Below are 17,595 nucleotides of genomic sequence, written 5' to 3'. Positions count from 1 at the left end.
GCGCAGCATTTGACCGAAATGTCGAGCGAATTGCGTAAATCACGATAGAGAAATCAATTATCTTGACCAAATTCTCGGCGAGGCTATCTGCGGAAAGTACTGCTTCGCGAGGCAGCCGCACATCAGAGTCAAGGCTCTTGATGGCTGCAACAACCAGGAAGACGGACCGCCGGGCGGGCCGCACCTTCGGTGCGCGCGTGGTGCTGTGGTCAGAGGGCAGCGGGGCTTCCCAGGTAAATGTCTGACAGGAGGCGAGAATGCACATTGGCTTCCGTAATTCCCTCGACCATTCAGCCACTTGCTGCGCGATATGCGGCGGAAAGTTTGGGCTGATCCGCCATTACTGCTGGCGAACGGCTCTTTGCTCGAAGAGATGCGTCAACCGCTTCAAGGCGCGGCGGGAGGCCGATCAGAAATGGCTTCGTTGGCTTCGAGCGGCTTAGGAATGGACTGAGTTGTGCCGGTACGGCCCTGGTCAGAGAATTCGAGTGGCCCTCTAGAGCACGTGGAAATCAAGTGACAGAAACATCGGCGAAAATAATCGACTTCACGGCCTACAGGGCCAGCAGGCTGGCGCGGTCTGAGCGCGTTCGCGACGACATCTACTCGACCGCGACTCTCGCTGCGCTTACGGCGGCCTGTCACCTTTGGACGTTCCTGGCCTGCCATCCGTTTGCTTTGCTCGGTGCGCAGGCGCCGAAGGAGGAGTCTCACGAGTCCCCCTAGCGGGCAGACACGGAGATGTGCCCTAAAGACGAAGTCCCCACTGCGCGCATCTGCGCTCGGTCCGGTCGCCGTCACCGTTTGGAGAGACTGCAATCAGCCCAGAAACGCGTGCAGATGGTGGCTCGTCGCGAGCGCCGCTCCTCGATTGAGGGCGCGGCTGGCATAGCCGCTGAAACTGCACGTGAAGACGAGCCATCGGGTGGTGAAATGGATGAGGAAGGTCTTGTCTCATGGTTGCGCGACCATTGGACTGTTTTTGCGCTGTTCCCCAGTTCTAGACAACTGGGATCTCCATCCTCCATGCCATTGACAGGTTTCTCCCGCGTTCTCTAGGAAGCGCCGACGGTGTGTGCGGAGCGGATTCAATATGAGCCACAGTTCAGAGCAGCCTCTAGAGCGTGTCACGATTCCGGCACTGCAGCATTGGAAGGATAAAGGACGGCGTGTCGTGATGACCACCGCCTACGATGCGGTTGCGGCGCGCATCGCGGATCCCATTGTCGATATCATCCTGGTCGGCGATAGCGTTGGAAACGTCTGCCTGGGATTCGACAACACGCTGCCCGTCAGCGTGGCCATGATGAATCATCACCTGGAGGCTGTTGCGCGCACGAGGCCTCATGCCTTGCTTGTGGCCGACATGCCCTTTCTCAGCTTTCATGTCGGTTCTGAGGATACGATTCGCAATGCAGGAGGTTTTTTACAGCGTGGCGCCGATGCTGTGAAACTCGAGGGTGGTGCCAAACGCATCGAGATGGTACGCGCCTTGGTCGATTGCGACATTCCTGTGATGGGACATCTCGGTCTGACCCCGCAGAGCGTCAACGTCATGGGTGGATTCAAAGTGCAGGGAAGGACAACAGATACCGCCTTGCGGTTGCTCGATGACGCGCACCGTCTGCAGGAAGCCGGTTGCTTCGCGCTTGTCCTGGAGGGCATTCCTGCCGAGCTCGCGGCGCGAGCGACCGAATCTCTCACGATACCCACCATCGGGATCGGAGCAGGACCCGATTGCTCGGGCCAAGTGCTCGTGTTTCATGATGTCTTGGGGCTAACCGAAGGCCATCGCCCCAAATTCGTTCGTGCCTATACAAATGGATTCCAGTTGTTCCAGGAGGCGCTGTCGCGCTGGGCTGCCGATATCCGCAAAGGGGCGTTCCCGGGCTCAGAGGAGTGCTATCGGCTTCCTGATCAGCTTCGGCATGCCGTCGCCAACTGGGTGCCCTCCAGTTCAACCTCAAGGTAAGAAATGAAAGTAATTACGAAGGTGGCTGAGCTGCGTCGCGCCCTTGCAGACGTTCGCAATGCCGAAAAGCGCATCGGATTCGTTCCGACGATGGGATACTTGCACGACGGCCACCTGGCCTTGATCTCGGCCAGCCGGGAACACTGCGACGTCACTGTCGTTAGCATCTTCGTCAACCCCACTCAGTTCGGCCCAAATGAGGATCTCAGCAGGTACCCCCGCGACTTCGCGCGCGATGAAGCGTTATGCGGCAGTGCCGGGGTCTCCATCATCTTCGCGCCAAGTGCAGAGGAGATCTATCCGGCTCAATTTGAGAGCTTTGTCGAGCCGGGCGAACTCGCAAAGCCGCTCTGCGGAGCTTTCAGGCCTGGACATTTTCGTGGTGTAGCGACCGTCGTCTGCAAGCTATTCAACATGGTGCAGCCGGACGTCGCGTACTTTGGACAGAAGGATTTTCAGCAATGCGCGGTAATACGCCGCATGACGGTTGATCTGAATCTTCCGATCGAGATTGTCACTGTGCCAACCGTGCGGGAGCCAGATGGGCTGGCAATGAGCAGTCGCAACCGTTATCTCTGCCCGGAAGAACGTGATCGGAGCTTGGCGATCAGCCGTGGCTTGTTCGCCGCAGCGCATGAGTTTGCCTCAGGGGAACGCGACGCCGCAACGCTGATTGCGCTTGCAAGAAGGCATTTGGAAAGGGTCGATCGACTACAGTACCTTGAGCTTGTCGACCCTGGGACTCTAAGGATTGCTGACAGCCCTCTGCGCTATCCGGCGGTGCTCTGTGTCGCAGCGTACGTCGGCTCCACGCGGTTGATCGACAATGTAGTCCTGTCCTGGTCGCCATCGTAGCGAGATCCGCAAGTGATTGCGCTCAGGAGCAGTCGAACCGGATGGGCTGGCCCTGAAATCCTCAACATCCTGGAAGAACTCTCGAAGACGATCCGGAACTGCCCTTTGCGTGCTGAACAACTCCCCCACGCTCGAGCTCATGATGTCGGTTGGAGATTGGCTCTGCCGCTGACGGGGTGGAGCGAGGCGGGGCCGCTCCACGCTGCCGAGATCATCCGCCTGCAAGCGGGCATCGCCAAAGGAGATTCGCTCAAAATCGTGTGCTGCCAATACGTGCGATTATGGATCAACAACCACGCGCCCATGACCATGAAATTACTTCACGATGGCGCAGACGACCTCGTCAAGCTGCAAAAAGCCGAAGCTCCCTAAGAGCGGCCAGGGGCGAGTCAAGGGGGCAGTGAAGCGCGGGCGCCGGATCCTGGCCCGATTTCGTCGCCAGACGTCGGGCGGGCGCTGGTTTTTGACGCAAAGATATGCTTCACCGCAAGAATTGGTCGCGATGTCCCTCTACAGTGTAGGATGCCAGGCGCTCGGGTTTGGAGCCGATAGGTGCCGTCTTGTGAAACGACATCGGAGCAGTGGCAAGCTATTTCTACCAACTCCATCGGGGCAGGTATGCCGAAGCGCAGCAGGCGCGATAAACGGCAAATCCTCTGGCCGCAATTGAACCTGATGAGGCTCGGCAACGAGCTAGCACCGTGCGAGCATTGGCCTGCGGCAGCCGCCCAGTCAGTCCGGCGCGCAATAGATGGCCGAGCATGCTGTACATCATCGCAGAGCATGATCGCAGGGAGCTCACATTGGCCTCTGAGCTCTAGCAAGCTTGTCTGCTAGGCCCAGACGGCCGACGAGAAGACAAACGCAGGCCGATCAAGCGAGCTGCCGCAATGGATCAGCGATCGCAGAGGTGCTGGACATTGCACCGCGCTGGAAATCGGCCGACCGGCAGTCGCGGAGGCTCATGCGATCCGATGTACTTGAGTTGCGGTCCAGCAAATGCCCATTATCTTCCCCGATGGTATGAGGGAGATCTCTCAATGCTGGACGTTGGCACGATCACGCTTCTGCGCACGATCCTGGATGAGGTTTGCGTGAGCGTCCCACCGTATGACGCCGGCGTCCGCGCCTACGTTGCCTCCAGAATCCTGGAGGCCGCCACCAGAGGTGAGACGCGCCCCGATCTGCTTAAACAGATCGGTCAGGAAGCTCTTTCCAGAGCACCAACGATGTGGCGATAGATCTAGGACATGGCTTGTCATTGAGGTGAATTTCCAAGTCACAGTGCTGAAGATCCAGCTCGCAGAGTGTATCGTGGTCGCAAATCGATGGTGGCCTAACGTCATCCAAGACGCGGCGTTATCTGATGTGAATCGGTTGGCGCGCTGCTCGGTGCCCGGCCGATCCTTGAAACGAGAGAGCAGCTCGCACAGCAGACGCCGCATCCAAGCCTTGGCGCACGCACCCTTGCGCGCCACGATGCCGGTGAGGCGACGCTCCAATAACCTTCGTCCGGAAACGGGGGCGAAGTCAGTGTTCGGCGCCGGAGCGCCGTCAACTCACGCGAGCCGGTGCGCCGTTGCTGTTTACTCCTGTGTGAGCGCCGCAAGTGCCCTTTCGATCACTGTGATGTCTTGACTGACCTGAGCGATCGCTGGCTTCGGATCAATGCCGGTAACGCAGTTCAACTGCTGCAGCAACTCCCGCCGATGCGCCAGAAGGTTCTCCAGCGCGCTGCGGTTGTTTAGTTTCACATAGCCGTCGACAATCAGTCCAATCGAAAGAGACATCGAAACTCTCAAACAAAGCTGTTCTCAACGAAGATGCGTATAGCACATCGGCAAACGATGTTCAGCTCCTCGGAAGAGAATACTGACGGGCGAGCTTGTTAGCGACAAGCGTCCGGCGCCGGGAGCGTGACCGACTATTCCTTGCGCCTTCCAAGCGCCCAGCTCTGTTTGAGCGACTAGCCGAGCAGAAAGACGGCGTATGGTGAGCCAAGAACGCTGCGGGTCGTGGCGATGGAAATGCTACGCTAGCGGAAGGAGTGTTGTCACGAACTGCCATTGTCCTTATCTGCCCGCCGAACGGCTTCCGAGATGCGATGGCGGGTGGCGCGTTGATCGACGACATGCTCGCCTGAATATCTCTTCGTAGAGATTGCGACGACCTCAGGAGCGTCCAGGATGCTCGATGAATATTTGGCCCGCATTCGTGCTCACCGCACAAACATCCACCGCTATCGTCGCCTGCTGAAGTCGAACCTGTCGGATGTCGAACGTCAGTTCATCGAAAAACGCCTCACCGAAGAGCAGACCGCGCTGGAGTTGCTTTCAGCCGAGACCTTCCCGCTCGCGTTTAGCCTCCGGAAGGGGCGGACATGCCGGCAAACTAGTCGCGGAGCCGCGAACGACGCGCGCGTTCCGGGCGGCCTGATCCGAGGCGCGGTGGGACCCCACGGCTGACCCTCCCAGCTGCGCATCCTCAAAAACCGCTCTGTACCGCGGGCTGTACCTAATTTGCGGGTTCTGATCGCGGCGGGCTTTGTCGAGTCCGATCGCCAAACACTTTCGAGCAGCATCACTGACTTCAATCCGGGACCTCTTCACCAGCGGATTAAAAAGCACCACTGTTCGACCGGTTCTCGCTCAGGACTTGTTTGTACTCGGCCATATCTCGGCAGTTTGTTAGATTGGCTACACGCCTAGCCAAATCGTTCTCACTAGCCAGCTGAGACAGCCACAACTTCATCGTTCATCGGTCTGCGACCACGGCATGAGATTTGCTCTGCTGGCTGAAACGCTGCGGAACCGTATTCGCGGCGAGAGGCACAGCAAGGAAGGAAACGACTTGCCAAATCTGCGAGTGGAGACAGTTTATGTCGGCGGCAGTATCTCCAGCAGCATTCTGGTGAATACACAGGCAAGCGGCGGTACCGCCCGAGACGTGGTACATCAAGTTGGTACGCGCCGATCGGCTGCGAAATACCCTCGTACCGATATTTTTACTAGTCGCCGTCGGGCAAATGGCAGGCCTTTTGCGTGTAGCCGATCCCGTAGGACTACTGCCCAGGTTCTCCGCGGCCGACGGTCGGTTGTTTCGACGGAGACCGCAGTCGGCCGCGCGACAGGGAAGGCGCCGTTCCGGAGCAGAACAACGGCCTCCAGCTTTTGGATCAATCAGAATCGGGCAACACCATGATTGTGCGTAGTCTGCACGACATTGAAGCAACCGATCACTTCGTCGATTGGGGGCAATGGTACGAGCCACCGCCTTCTGACGGATAAGGACGGCATGGGTTTTAGCATCTGCCACACCATCGTGCGCGCTAACACCGTTTCTCTTCTGCAATACCGGAATCATCTCGAAGCCTGCTTCTGCATCGGTGGAGAGGGCGAGGTCGAGGACATGGACGGCAATGTCTTTCCTATTCGCCGGGGCGACATGTATGTGCTTGACAAGCATGACAAGCATCTCCTGCGCGGGGGACCGGACAAGGACATGATCCTCGTTAGCATCTTCAACCCGCCCCTCACCGGAACCGAGCGCCACAAGCTGGACGACCCGGCAGGCTCCACATATTGAGCGATGCGAAGAAACGCCAATCCAATATGAACTGCCGCTAATTGCGAGAAACATTTACTCGAGCGATCCAGCACTGGCTCGTACCGCACGCGCGGACTTTTTACGAAATGCCCACGCGATGCGGTTAGGTTGAGCTGACAAATTTACTTTGGCATTCCAGGTCCCTTTTTTTCTTGTCCGGAATACCCGGCGGGCGGGGTCTTGTGCGATTGATAGCGCGCTCAGTTGTACGATGTCTGGCGACGCTGTTGGACAGCTGACACAGCACCGCTGTGGCTATCGCATTGATTGCACTCGATTTCACCTTTGGCCCGATACATGCGTAATCGTCTAAAGGGCGCCATAGAGGAGAAGTCGTTCGATGAGAACGCTTACCAGAAACGCTGACGCGCTTGAGTAGCAGCTGCGATACCGCCGCCACCATATTTGGTGGTGCGGAACGTTGGCGGAAGATTGAGTGATCCGCTTTGGCGAAGGGTTTCGTCACATCAATGCAGGCCAGCCAAAGCCCGAAAACAGATCCGAACCGATGTGAGCGATTTGCGTGAATCAAGGAAGACGCCTTCCGATCTTGAGCGATGATCAGGTGCAGAGCATATCTGCCGCGGATGAACTGCGGGCGCGTGGGGAGGAGTTTTGGCGACGGCGGCTCGAGCAGTTTAGCAGATTGCATCCTCCTTTCGTGTCATCGTCCGTGGCTGCGGCGCCGTCCCGATGGCAGTCGAGTTCATGGTTTAGCCCAAGCGGTTTGGCTATTTCCCCACAAGATCGCTCGGAATATTTGGTAGCAGCTTGGCTGATCTATCTCGCTCGGATCATGGGGCAAAAAGAGTTTCAACTGGGATGGAAGACTGCATGGGACCGATTGCAAACTGGCTCCAAACTCGTGATGGCCTCCGTCGTGCCGATGGATGTTCGCATTGAGCTTGCTCATGATTTTGAAGAAGTGCGCAAAACCGTAGCGGCCGAAGTCGCTCAGCTGAGGGCGCACGCAAGCTTTGCCCGAGATCTTATCGCGCGCTACCCGACATTGCGAGGAGTGGAGGCACTACGGGCGCGCCAGCCTTGGCCGATTGGCATTGCAATCACGACAGAGAGCTGTCCCGTCGCTGATGCTCTGACGACGAACCGCAAAGCTGGTCATGCCTTGTGCGGCGATTTGCTGACCTTTGAGGTTTGCGCTCTGGATGGGACGTTCCGCTGGCATTTTGATGCCGCTCGATTAGCTCCGAAGCAGATCGACCGCATGACGCAGCATTTGCAAACTTTGCTACGCGGCGTGATGGCCGATGCTGGTCAGCCTGTCGGCCGAATAGACATTCTGGCCGCCGACGAACGCACGTATCTACTTGAGGATTTGAATCGGACGGCGGCGCCTTATCCGTTTGAGCTATGTATCCATGAGCTGTTCGAGGCGCAGGTGCAAAAGGCACCGGAAGCGGTGGCGGTGGTCTATGAGAAGGAGAGACTGAGCTATGGCGAGCTCAATGCGCGGGCCAACCGGCTGGCGCATCATTTGATCGAGCTCGGGGTCAAGCCGGACCAGCCGGTGGCGATCTGCCTCGAACGCAGCCTGGCGATGGTAGTTGGTCTCTTGGCGATCCTGAAAGCGGGCGGCGCGTATCTGCCGCTAGATCCGGCTTATCCGTCGGCGCGGCTGCGGCAGATTGTTGGCGATGCAGAACCGAAACTGCTGCTTTGCGATGTCGCCGGTCGAACCGCATTGGGTGCCGAAGCCGTGGCCGGTGTGACGGTGGTCGATCTGGAGACGGCGACCCCGACTTGGGACGAGCGGCCGCCTTCGAACCCGGACCCGGGCGCGCTTGGCCTCACATCGCGCCATCTCGCCTATGTCATCTATACCTCCGGCTCAACCGGAATCCCCAAGGGCGTGGAAATGTCCCATGGCGCGCTTGTGAATTCGCTTGCGGGGATTGGCACGTCAAAACTGCGCACACTTCAATTCGCGACCCTGAACTTCGATGTGTCCTGTCAGGAATTGTTCATCTGTTGGAAGGACGGCGGAGCGCTTGTGCTCGTGCGGGAAGAGACCCGGAGGCACTTCTCCGACCTGCTGGAGTTTATAGAGCGGGAGGCGATAGAGCGGCTTTTCCTCCCGTTCGTGGCATTGAATCATTTTGCGGAAGTCTGGAGCGCGCAGCGCGTGCAGCTGCCCTCTTTAAGAGAGCTTTATACAGCCGGCGAGCGATTGCAGGCCACTCCACTGCTTAGGACGTTCTTCGAAGCACATCCGAACGCGAGATTGATCAATCAATATGGGTCCACGGAAATCAGCGTCATTTCCGAGCACCACCTTGCAGCTGATCCGTCATGTTGGCCCCAGATGCCTCACGTCGGGCGTCCAATCGTCAACACGCGGGTGTACCTGCTGGATGGCCATGGCGCGCCCGTGCCGTTCGGTGCGGTCGGCGAGCTTTACATTGGCGGGGCGGGGGTGGCACGGGGCTACCTGAACCGCCCTGAGCTGACCGCCGAGCGGTTCATCGCCAGTCCCTTTGTCGAGGGCGATCGGCTGTACCGGACCGGCGACCTTGCCCGTTATCTGCCGGACGGCAATCTTGAGTTCCTGGGCCGCAACGACGATCAGGTGAAGATTCGCGGCTACCGCATCGAGCCGGGTGAGATCGTCGCGCGGCTTTGCGAGCACGCCTGGGTGCGCGAGGCGGTGGTGCTGGCGCGCCAGAACGGCGGCGGCCACAAGCATCTGATCGCCTATGTGGTCTGCGCGCCCGAGGCCGGCTCGGATGAGGGCGGTGGAGGCGCGCTTGCGGGCGCCTTGCGCGCGCACTTAAGTGCGCGACTGCCGGACTACATGGTGCCGAGTGCGTTCGTGCGGCTGGCCGCGCTTCCGCTGACGGTGAACGGCAAGCTCGATCGGAACGCACTGCCGGCGCCGTCCGATCAGGCCTATGCGCTGGCGGCCTACCAGTTACCGCAAGGTGAGGTCGAGACGGCGCTGGCGCAGATCTGGGCCGAGCTCCTTGGTGTCGAGCGCATCGGGCGCAACGACCACTTCTTCGAACTGGGCGGCCACTCGCTCTTGGCCGTGCAGATGTCGAGCCGGCTGTCACAGGCTGTCGGGGTCGAACTGCCACTGTCGACGCTGTTCGCAAGGCCAGTGTTGAGTGACCTGGCGGCAAGCATCGTCGAGCTGTTGAGCTGCTCGGGTCCGCAAGAGCTGCCGTCGATTGCAGCCGTGTCGCGGCATGAGCCGCTTGTGCTGTCGTTTGCGCAGCAGCGGCTATGGTTTTTGGCTCAGCTGAACGAAGGCAGCACCAACTATCACATTCCGCTGGCCTTGCGATTGCGCGGGATGCTCGACCGCAGCGCCTGGCAGCGCAGCCTTAACCGTCTGTTTGCACGTCATGAGGCGCTGCGCAGTGTGTTTGTCGCGACCCAGGGCAAGCCCCGGGTTGAGGTTTTGCCGCCGGACGCGGGTCTGCCAATAGTTGAGCATGATCTGCGGGAGAGATCGGATGCGGAAGCGGCATTTTTGGATCTGTGCCATGAAGAGGGGCGCACGCCGTTCGATCTTGCGCGCGGTCCGCTGATCCGCGGTCGGCTGATCCGCACCGCCGACGAGGAACACGTCTTCCTGCTGACCCAGCATCACATCGTCTCGGACGGTTGGTCGATGGGCGTGCTGCTGCGTGAACTTAGCCAGCTCTACCGGGCATTCCAGGCCGGGCAGGACGATCCTCTGCCGCCGCTTGCGATCCAATATCCGGATTACGCCGCCTGGCAACGCCAATGGCTGTCGGGGGAACGGTTGCAGCAGCAGGCGCAGTATTGGCGCAGCGCGCTGGCGGGCACAGCCCGTCTTGTCTTGCCGACGGACCATGCGCGGCCTGCCCAGCAGTCGTTTGCCGCGGCCGCGGTCCCGATCACCGTCGATGCGGATTTGACGCGGGAGCTGAAGCGGCTGAGCCTGCAGCATGGCTCGACGTTGTTCATGACGGTGCTGGCGGCCTGGGCGGCGGTGCTGTCGCGTCTGTCCGGGCAGGACGATCTTGTGATTGGCGTGCCGAGCGCCAATCGGGGGCACCGCGAGATCGAAGAGCTGATCGGCTTCTTCGTCAACACTCTGGCGCTTCGGCTGGACCTGTCGGGCAAGCCGCGCGTGTCGGAGCTTCTGGAGCGGACGCGGCGCACGGTGCTGGCTGCGCAGGAGCATCAGGACCTGCCGTTCGAGCAGGTGGTGGAGATCGTGCAGCCGCCCCGGGCTCTTGATCACACACCGTTGTTCCAGGTGATGCTGGCCTGGGAGAACAATGCGGTTGGGCCATTGGACCTGCCGGGGCTGAGTGTCGAAGCTGCCGGGGAGGAGATTGATCAGGCCAAGTACGATCTGGAGCTGAGCCTTGGCGAGCATGGCGAGGAGATCGCCGGAACGCTGGGTTATGCCACGGCGCTGTTTGATCAGGCGACGATCGAGCGGCAGCGTGGTTATCTGCTGGCGCTGCTGCGGGCGATGGCAGCCGATGCGCAGCAAGAGGTCCACCGGATTGAGCTGCTCTCGACTGCCGAGCGCACGTATCTGCTGGAGGAGCTGAACCGGACGGCGGCGCCGTATCCTGCGGAGCGGTGCATCCACGAGCTGTTTGAAGTGCAGGTGCACAAGGCGCCGGATGCGGTGGCGGTGGTCTGCGAAGATGAGCAACTGAGCTATGCCGAGCTCAATGTGCGGGCCAACCGCCTGGCGCATCACTTGATCGCCCTCGGGGTCAGGCCGGACCAGCCGGTTGCGATCTGCGTCGAGCGCAGTCCGATGATGGTGGTGGGGCTTTTGGCGATCCTCGAGGCCGGCGGGTCGTATATGCCGCTGGATCCGGCCTATCCGTCGGCGCGGCTGCATCAGGTGCTCGACGATGCGGCGCCGCCGCTGCTGCTGGCCGATGTGGCCGGCCGTGCCGCCTTCGGCGCGGATGTGCCGGCCAAGGTGAGCGTGGTGGAGCTCGATGCTGCGGCGCCGGCCTGGGCCAGCCTGCCGGAAGCGGATCCTGATCGGCGCGCGCTCAGCCTGACCTCCCGCAATCTCGCCTATGTGATCTACACCTCGGGATCCACCGGCAGGCCAAAAGGGGCACAGAATGAGCATCGGGCTATCGTTAATCGCCTGATCTGGATGCAGGACGCCTATGGTCTGAAACCAACAGACGTCGTGTTGCAGAAGACGCCATTTAGCTTCGATGTCTCGGCCTGGGAGTTCTTTTGGACTTTGCTTGAAGGGGCAACGCTGGTACTGGCGCCGCCCGGTGCGCACAGAGATCCCGATACGTTGGTCGACTTGATCGTCAGCCAGCGCATCACGACGGTTCACTTCGTGCCATCCATGCTGGTCAGCTTTTTGGATGCGAAGAGTGTTGACCGCTGCACATCGCTGCGGCAGGTTTTATGCAGCGGCGAGGCGCTCCCTGCCGCCAGTGTGTATAGGGTTCGGCGCGTATTGCCCTGGACGCCCTGCACAATCTTTACGGTCCGACTGAAGCCGCGATCGACGTGACATCCTGGAGCTGCCCGGCTGAGTTTGATGAGGCCATCGTCCCGATTGGCCGCCCTATTGCCAACACGCGGGTCTACTTGCTGGATGGTCATGGCGCGCCTGTGCCGTTCGGTGCGGTGGCCGAGCTCTGCATTGGCGGGGCGGGGGTGGCGCGGGGCTACCTGAACCGCCCTGAGCTGACCGCGGAGCGGTTCATCCCCAGTCCCTTTGTCGAGGGCGACCGGCTGTACCGGACCGGCGACCTGGCGCGCTACCTGCCGGACGGCAATCTGGAGTTTTTAGGGCGCAACGACGACCAGGTAAAGATTCGCGGCTTCCGCATCGAACCGGGCGAGATTGCGGCGCGGCTTTGCGAGCATGCCTCCGTGCGCGAGGCGGTGGTGGTGGCGCGCGAGGATGGTGGCGGCGAGCAGCGGCTCGTTGCGTATGTCGTTGCCGCCGGAGCTGAGGAATCTGATCTTGCCGGCGGTTTGCGGGCGCATGTGAGTGCGGGGCTGCCGGACTACATGGTCCCGAGTGCGTTCGTGCGGCTGGCGGCGCTTCCGCTGACGCTGAACGGCAAGCTCGATCGAAAAGCGCTACCGGCCCCGGGCGACGAGGCATATGCGCGGCGGACCTACGCGCCGCCTCAGGGCGAGATGGAGACGGTGCTGGCGCAGATCTGGGCCGAGCTGCTGGGGCTGGAGCGGGTCGGACGGCACGACAACTTCTTCGAACTGGGAGGGCACTCGCTCTTGGCGGTGCAGATGATGGAGCATCTGCGGCGGCGGTCACTGCGCATCGAGGTGCGCACCTTGTTCGTCAAGCCAGTGCTCGCGGATCTGGCCGCACGCCTGGGCCGCCATCACGAGGTGGCAGTCCCGGCCAACCTGATCACCGAGCGGAGCGTGGCGATAACGCCGGAGATGTTGCCGCTGATCGAGCTCGCGCAGGACGAGATCGACCGGATCATCGCCACGGTACCCGGCTGCAACATCCAGGACATTTACGGTCTGTCGCCGCTGCAGGACGGCATCCTGTTCCATCATTTGCTAGCGGCAAAGGGCGATCCATACCTCCTGGTGTCGCAGATGGCGTTTGCCGAGCGTGGGCTGCTCGCGCGCTATCTTGCCGCGATCCAGCGGGTGGTAGATCGGCATGACATCCTGCGTACCTCGTTTGTCTGGGAGGGGTTGTCGCGGCCGGTCCAGGTGGTGTGGCGGAAGGCGCGACTGGAGGTGATCGAGGTCCAGCTGGATGGCGCTGATGGCGCTGGCGCTGAGCAGCTCAGGAACCGGTTTGATCCGCGCCGGCACCGCATCGAGCTCGGCCGGGCGCCACTGCTGCGGTTTGTGATTGCGCGCGAGCCCGGCAGCGCGCGCTGGCTGTTGCTGGAGCTGCAGCATCATCTGATCGGGGATCACGCAACCCGGGACGTGATGCATGCTGAAGTCCGGGCCAAGCTGGAGGGGCGCGAGCATGAGCTGACGGCGCCGCAGCCATTCCGCAATCTGGTGGCGCAGGCGCATCTACGCGGTGATGCCAAGGCGGATGAAGCGTTCTTCCGGGAGCTGCTGGCCGGCATCGACGAGCCGACCACGCCCTTCAACTTGAGCGAGGTGCGCGGCGACGGCGGCGGGGTTCGTGAGGCGTATCGGATGCTGCCGCCAGCGCTCCATGCGCGGCTGGCGGAACAGGCGCGGCGGCTGGGCGTGAGTCTGGCGAGCCTGTGCCATCTGGCGTGGGGGCAGGTGGTGGCGCGCAGCAGCGGCCGCGAGCAGGTGGTGTTCGGCACGGTGCTGCTGGGCCGCCTGCAGGGCAGCGCCGGCGCCGACCGCGCCATGGGACTGTTCATCAACACCCTGCCGCTGCGGCTTGATCTTGATGGGACCGCCGTCGAGGCGAGCGTGCGGACCACGCACGCCCGGCTGGCCGAGCTGCTGACACATGAGCATGCCTCGCTGGCGCTGGCGCAGCGCTGCAGCGCTATTGCGGCGTCGGCGCCGCTGTTCAGCACGCTGTTGAACTATCGTCACAACAAGGCGCCGGCTGTGCCCGGCTCCGGGACGGATGATGTCTTGTCGGGTATGGAATGGCTGGGCGGGGAGGAACGCACTAACTATCCGCTGACCCTGTCGGTTGAGGATTTTGGCGAGGCGCTGGGCCTCACTGTGCAGGTGGCGGAGCCAATCTCGGCGGATCGGATCTGCGGCTACATGCAGCGGTCGCTCGAGCAGCTGGCAGAGGCGCTGGAGCATGCCCCGGATACGCCGGTACGCGAGCTCGACATCTTGCCGGCTGAGGAGCGCACCTATCTGCTGGAGGATCTGAACCGGACGGAAGAGGCCTATCCAACAGAGCAGTGCGTCCATGAGCTGTTCGAGGCGCAGGTGCAAAAGGCGCCGGAGGCGGTGGCGCTGGTCTGCGAAAACGAGCGGCTGAGCTATGGCGAGCTCAACGCGCGGGCCAACCGGCTGGCGCATCTTCTGATCGAGCTTGGGGTCAAGCCGGACCAGCCGGTGGCAATCTGCCTCGAACGCAGCCTGATGATGATGGTTGGCATCTTGGCGATCCTGAAGGCGGGCGGTGCCTATCTGCCGCTGGACCCAGCCTATCCCAGCGAGCGGCTGCGTCAGGTTGTCAACGATGCCGCGCCGCGGCTGCTGCTATGCGACGTCGTCGGTCGCGCAGCACTCGGCCCCGAAGTGCTGACCGAGGTGACGGTCATTGATCTGGAGACGGCCACGCCCGCCTGGGCCGAACGGCCGGCTTCGAACCCAGACCGGCACACGCTTGGCCTCACATCCGGCCATCTCGCTTATGTGATCTACACCTCAGGCTCAACCGGAACCCCAAAGGGGGTCATGGTCCAGCATCGGGGGTTGGTCAATCTGCTGTCGGCTCAGGTCGGCCTCTTTGGCGCTTCTTCCAACAGCCGAGTCGTGCAGTTCGCCTCCATCGCTTTTGATGCAAGCGCTTGGGAGCTTCTTATGGCGTTTGGCTCCGGAGCGGCTTTGCACTTGCCTGCGGAAGAGATCCGTCAAGCGAGGAACAAGCTATCGGATTATCTCCGAAGCGAAGCCATCACCCACGCGACACTACCCCCAGCGTTGCTTCAGACGAGCAAGGATCCGGAACGTTTGGCTGCGCAAGTTCTCATTCTTGCCGGAGAGCTGCCTAAGCCTGAACTCATCCGAAGTCTGGCCCCAGCATCAATGGTCAATGCTTATGGCCCGACCGAGGCAACAGTCTGCGCGACGATCTGGACTTGCCCGGCTGATTTCAATGGGTCGGTGGTCCCGATCGGGCGCCCAATTGCCAACACGCGGGTGTACCTGCTGGATGGCCATGGCGCGCCCGTGCCGTTCGGTGCGGTGGGCGAGCTTTACATTGGCGGGGCGGGGGTGGCACGGGGCTACCTGAACCGCCCTGAGCTGACCGCCGAGCGGTTCATCGCCAGTCCCTTTGTCGAGGGCGATCGGCTGTACCGGACCGGCGACCTTGCCCGTTATCTGCCGGACGGCAATCTTGAGTTCCTGGGCCGCAACGACGATCAGGTGAAGATTCGCGGCTACCGCATCGAGCCGGGTGAGATCGTCGCGCGGCTTTGCGAGCACGCCTGGGTGCGCGAGGCGGTGGTGCTGGCGCGCCAGAACGGCGGCGGCCACAAGCATCTGATCGCCTATGTGGTCTGCGCGCCCGAGGCCGGCTCGGATGAGGGCGGTGGAGGCGCGCTTGCGGGCGCCTTGCGCGCGCACTTAAGTGCGCGACTGCCGGACTACATGGTGCCGAGTGCGTTCGTGCGGCTGGCCGCGCTTCCGCTGACGGTGAACGGCAAGCTCGATCGGAACGCACTGCCGGCGCCGTCCGATCAGGCCTATGCGCTGGCGGCCTACCAGTTACCGCAAGGTGAGGTCGAGACGGCGCTGGCGCAGATCTGGGCCGAGCTCCTTGGTGTGTCTACCTGGGGCTTCTTCGAACGCATCACTGAAGAATTTGGCGCGAGAGTTTGTTTTGGATCGTTGTGGAACCTTGCGCGATGAATATCGCGAGGTTTTAGAACGCGACACGGAACAATGTTCCATCTCTGAGTTGCTCGAAAAGGCGCAGCAAACAGGAGCGTTAGCTCCAGATCACGATCTTCACAGTGACGTCTCGATGTATCAAAGGGCCGCGGCATTTCAACGGGCGCTACAATCGTATCGCATTCCGTCGCTCCCAATTGAAATATACCAGTTTTATGCCAGTGAGCCTCTTAGTCGTTGGGTACCGCCTGACAAGCAATCTGGTCGCGATGCAAACCTGCCAAAGCTTGGCTGGGACCTGGTCGTCGATGCGGGGGCCATTCATGCGGTACCTGTTCCAGGCAACCACGCGACAATGGTGAGCAACCCAGAAAACCGCCAAGTTCTCGCTCATGCTATTTCAACGGCCCTAATCGGCACTCTTGAATAGGCTCAAAGAATTTCTCCGAAGGCTCAGGTTCGAAGTTTCGTTTCTAGACTAGCCCCAAATATCCATCCCACAAGACAGACCGGGAGTAGATGTTGCGGGTAATCGTACCCGACGATGTTCCATTCAGCGACGCTGACGACGACACGTGCCCGAATGTGTTGATAGTCCCGTTCGTGGTGGAGGGACCTGAATACGGGCCACTCAAGATCGGTCCAGCATACTGCTGCTGGACCGCAGTGTCACCGACGTTCAGGACTAGCACGCCATCAATGTTGTTGGTCGCAAGCCCCTGACGAATTTCTGCATGGTGTACGTCCGCATTGGTGGAAACAACACCAACCCATCTTCAGCAACGACGCCGGCTTTCTTCCTTCCTCTGAGATAGTCGCCTGAATGCTAGAAACTAGAGCGGGGGCCCGCGACGTAAGCGGCTATCCGATTGACCGGTTCGGAGGGAAGGTCCCGGCCTGCATACCTTTTGTATGGATGTTGTGATGCATCCTGCTAGTGTCGTCGCCGCAACGGCTAAGGCGAGGAGCGCAACCCCCCAGTGAAGAAATCGCTGAACTGAACCAGCCCCGCCCCACAACAACTATCGAGTTATCTTTTTTCGATACTCGTCTATCATTGCTGTCGTAACATCACCCAGGTAGCACAGCGGTGCCGCGCCGCCCGGCCGCGAATAGGCGCTTCTGCTGCCGCATGCCCGGCCATTGCGCATCGTGTCATCCGGGCAGGCGCAGGGTCTGCCGGTTGCGTGATATTGATCCCGGCTGGCCTTAATCAGGATCGCGGCGATGGCCGCGGCGGTCAGCGCAACTTCGATCTTGCGTTTTGTGTCGGTTTGCTGTGGGGCGGGATCTTGCAGTGTCTTGGGTATTGCGGTGGCGCCACGCGGGCCGGGCGGAGCAGTCTTGGAAGCTTGCGGCTGCGAAGGGCTGCCCGGCACCGCCGTTAGCGCGAGCGGACTTGCTGGGGGGCTGGTTAGCTGCGCTACCATTGCAGGCGCAGAAGTAGAGGGTCGCCCGTCCTGACGGCCGACGGAATAAGCTCCTATGGCTGTAAGGCCCAGAAGCACGATCACAGTCCAGCCCCGCATGAGGACATTCAAGCGAAGCCGGAGCGATCGGGCAAGTTGCAAATTGTAAATCGAAGGCAAGCCCCCGTATTTTCCCGGAAGTGGCCTTGATGGAGGATTAATTGGGCACGGCCCGTCCGGCCAAAA

The 17,595-nt window shown here is 61.0% G+C and carries 10 protein-coding genes and 1 pseudogene; 9 read left to right on the top strand and 2 right to left on the bottom strand.

The genetic code is table 11. The features are described from left to right. The first annotated feature begins 1,093 nt into the window (after window positions 1-1,093). The 4 genes from panB to AAFG50_RS35160 all read left to right on the top strand — a co-directional run bounded on the left by panB (window position 1,094) and on the right by AAFG50_RS35160 (window position 4,068). The gene (panB, locus tag AAFG50_RS35175; RefSeq protein WP_028176029.1) at window positions 1,094-1,972 is read left to right on the top strand and encodes a 3-methyl-2-oxobutanoate hydroxymethyltransferase; all 879 of its coding nucleotides are present in this window, start codon (window positions 1,094-1,096) and stop codon (window positions 1,970-1,972) included. 3 nt (window positions 1,973-1,975) lie between these two features. Continuing rightward, window positions 1,976-2,827, top strand: coding sequence for a pantoate--beta-alanine ligase (gene panC / locus AAFG50_RS35170; RefSeq protein ID WP_011084897.1), 852 nt, complete (start codon window positions 1,976-1,978; stop codon window positions 2,825-2,827). Between the two features lie 12 nt (window positions 2,828-2,839). Then, complete coding sequence (locus AAFG50_RS35165) at window positions 2,840-3,199, top strand: hypothetical protein (protein WP_011084898.1); 360 nt, start codon at window positions 2,840-2,842, stop codon at window positions 3,197-3,199. A 668-nt stretch (window positions 3,200-3,867) separates the two neighbouring features. Further along, window positions 3,868-4,068 carry a hypothetical protein gene (locus AAFG50_RS35160; RefSeq protein ID WP_014497761.1) on the top strand — a complete coding sequence of 67 codons (201 nt, stop codon included), beginning with the start codon at window positions 3,868-3,870 and terminating at the stop codon, window positions 4,066-4,068. Between the two features lie 345 nt (window positions 4,069-4,413). Here AAFG50_RS35160 and AAFG50_RS35155 read toward each other — a convergent pair whose 3' ends face one another. Further along, window positions 4,414-4,617, bottom strand: coding sequence for a hypothetical protein (locus tag AAFG50_RS35155; protein WP_014497760.1), 204 nt, complete (start codon window positions 4,615-4,617; stop codon window positions 4,414-4,416). Window positions 4,618-5,013: 396 nt separating this feature from the next. On the opposite strand from AAFG50_RS35155, the gene AAFG50_RS35150 reads away from it, so the two are divergent. Together AAFG50_RS35150 and AAFG50_RS35145 are read left to right on the top strand one after the other, a co-directional pair. Beyond that, window positions 5,014-5,292, top strand: coding sequence for a hypothetical protein (locus AAFG50_RS35150; protein ID WP_018648581.1), 279 nt, complete (start codon window positions 5,014-5,016; stop codon window positions 5,290-5,292). Between the two features lie 732 nt (window positions 5,293-6,024). Then, window positions 6,025-6,412 (top strand): annotated as a pseudogene (locus AAFG50_RS35145) (ectoine synthase). Window positions 6,413-6,536: 124 nt separating this feature from the next. Here the strand turns inward: AAFG50_RS35145 and AAFG50_RS35140 are convergent. Then, window positions 6,537-7,085, bottom strand: a complete 549-nt coding sequence (locus AAFG50_RS35140) for a hypothetical protein (RefSeq protein WP_162185877.1) — start codon at window positions 7,083-7,085, stop codon at window positions 6,537-6,539. A 144-nt stretch (window positions 7,086-7,229) separates the two neighbouring features. On the opposite strand from AAFG50_RS35140, the gene AAFG50_RS35135 reads away from it, so the two are divergent. Genes AAFG50_RS35135 through AAFG50_RS35125 form a run of 3 tightly spaced genes read left to right on the top strand, consistent with a single transcriptional unit; the run spans window position 7,230 to window position 16,370 of the window. Next, entirely contained in the window at window positions 7,230-11,936 is a 4,707-nt protein-coding gene (locus tag AAFG50_RS35135) for a non-ribosomal peptide synthetase (RefSeq protein ID WP_250637786.1), read from the top strand. Beyond that, window positions 11,933-15,958 carry an amino acid adenylation domain-containing protein gene (locus tag AAFG50_RS35130; protein ID WP_250637787.1) on the top strand — a complete coding sequence of 1,342 codons (4,026 nt, stop codon included), beginning with the start codon at window positions 11,933-11,935 and terminating at the stop codon, window positions 15,956-15,958. The genes AAFG50_RS35135 and AAFG50_RS35130 overlap by 4 nt, the downstream gene beginning before the upstream one ends. Then, window positions 15,948-16,370 carry a hypothetical protein gene (locus tag AAFG50_RS35125; RefSeq protein ID WP_157789304.1) on the top strand — a complete coding sequence of 141 codons (423 nt, stop codon included), beginning with the start codon at window positions 15,948-15,950 and terminating at the stop codon, window positions 16,368-16,370. Before AAFG50_RS35130 ends, AAFG50_RS35125 begins: the two co-directional genes overlap by 11 nt. Window positions 16,371-17,595 lie beyond the last annotated feature (1,225 nt).

The organism is Bradyrhizobium sp. B039 (genome assembly GCF_038965675.1).
GTDB lineage: Bacteria > Pseudomonadota > Alphaproteobacteria > Rhizobiales > Xanthobacteraceae > Bradyrhizobium > Bradyrhizobium diazoefficiens.
The sequence above is the reverse complement of the archived record's forward strand: the minus strand, read 5'-3'. Positions and strand labels throughout refer to the sequence as shown.

Bases quoted from the DNA above. Each gene is read 5' to 3' on its own strand.
- panB (WP_028176029.1), top strand. From the start codon at position 1,094: ATGAGCCACAGTTCAGAGCAGCCTCTAGAGCGTGTCACGATTCCGGCA.
- panC (WP_011084897.1), top strand. From the start codon at position 1,976: ATGAAAGTAATTACGAAGGTGGCTGAGCTGCGTCGCGCCCTTGCAGAC.
- AAFG50_RS35160 (WP_014497761.1), top strand. From the start codon at position 3,868: ATGCTGGACGTTGGCACGATCACGCTTCTGCGCACGATCCTGGATGAG.
- AAFG50_RS35155 (WP_014497760.1), bottom strand. From the start codon at position 4,617: ATGTCTCTTTCGATTGGACTGATTGTCGACGGCTATGTGAAACTAAAC.
- AAFG50_RS35150 (WP_018648581.1), top strand. From the start codon at position 5,014: ATGCTCGATGAATATTTGGCCCGCATTCGTGCTCACCGCACAAACATC.
- AAFG50_RS35140 (WP_162185877.1), bottom strand. From the start codon at position 7,085: ATGCAATCTGCTAAACTGCTCGAGCCGCCGTCGCCAAAACTCCTCCCC.
- AAFG50_RS35135 (WP_250637786.1), top strand. From the start codon at position 7,230: ATGGGGCAAAAAGAGTTTCAACTGGGATGGAAGACTGCATGGGACCGA.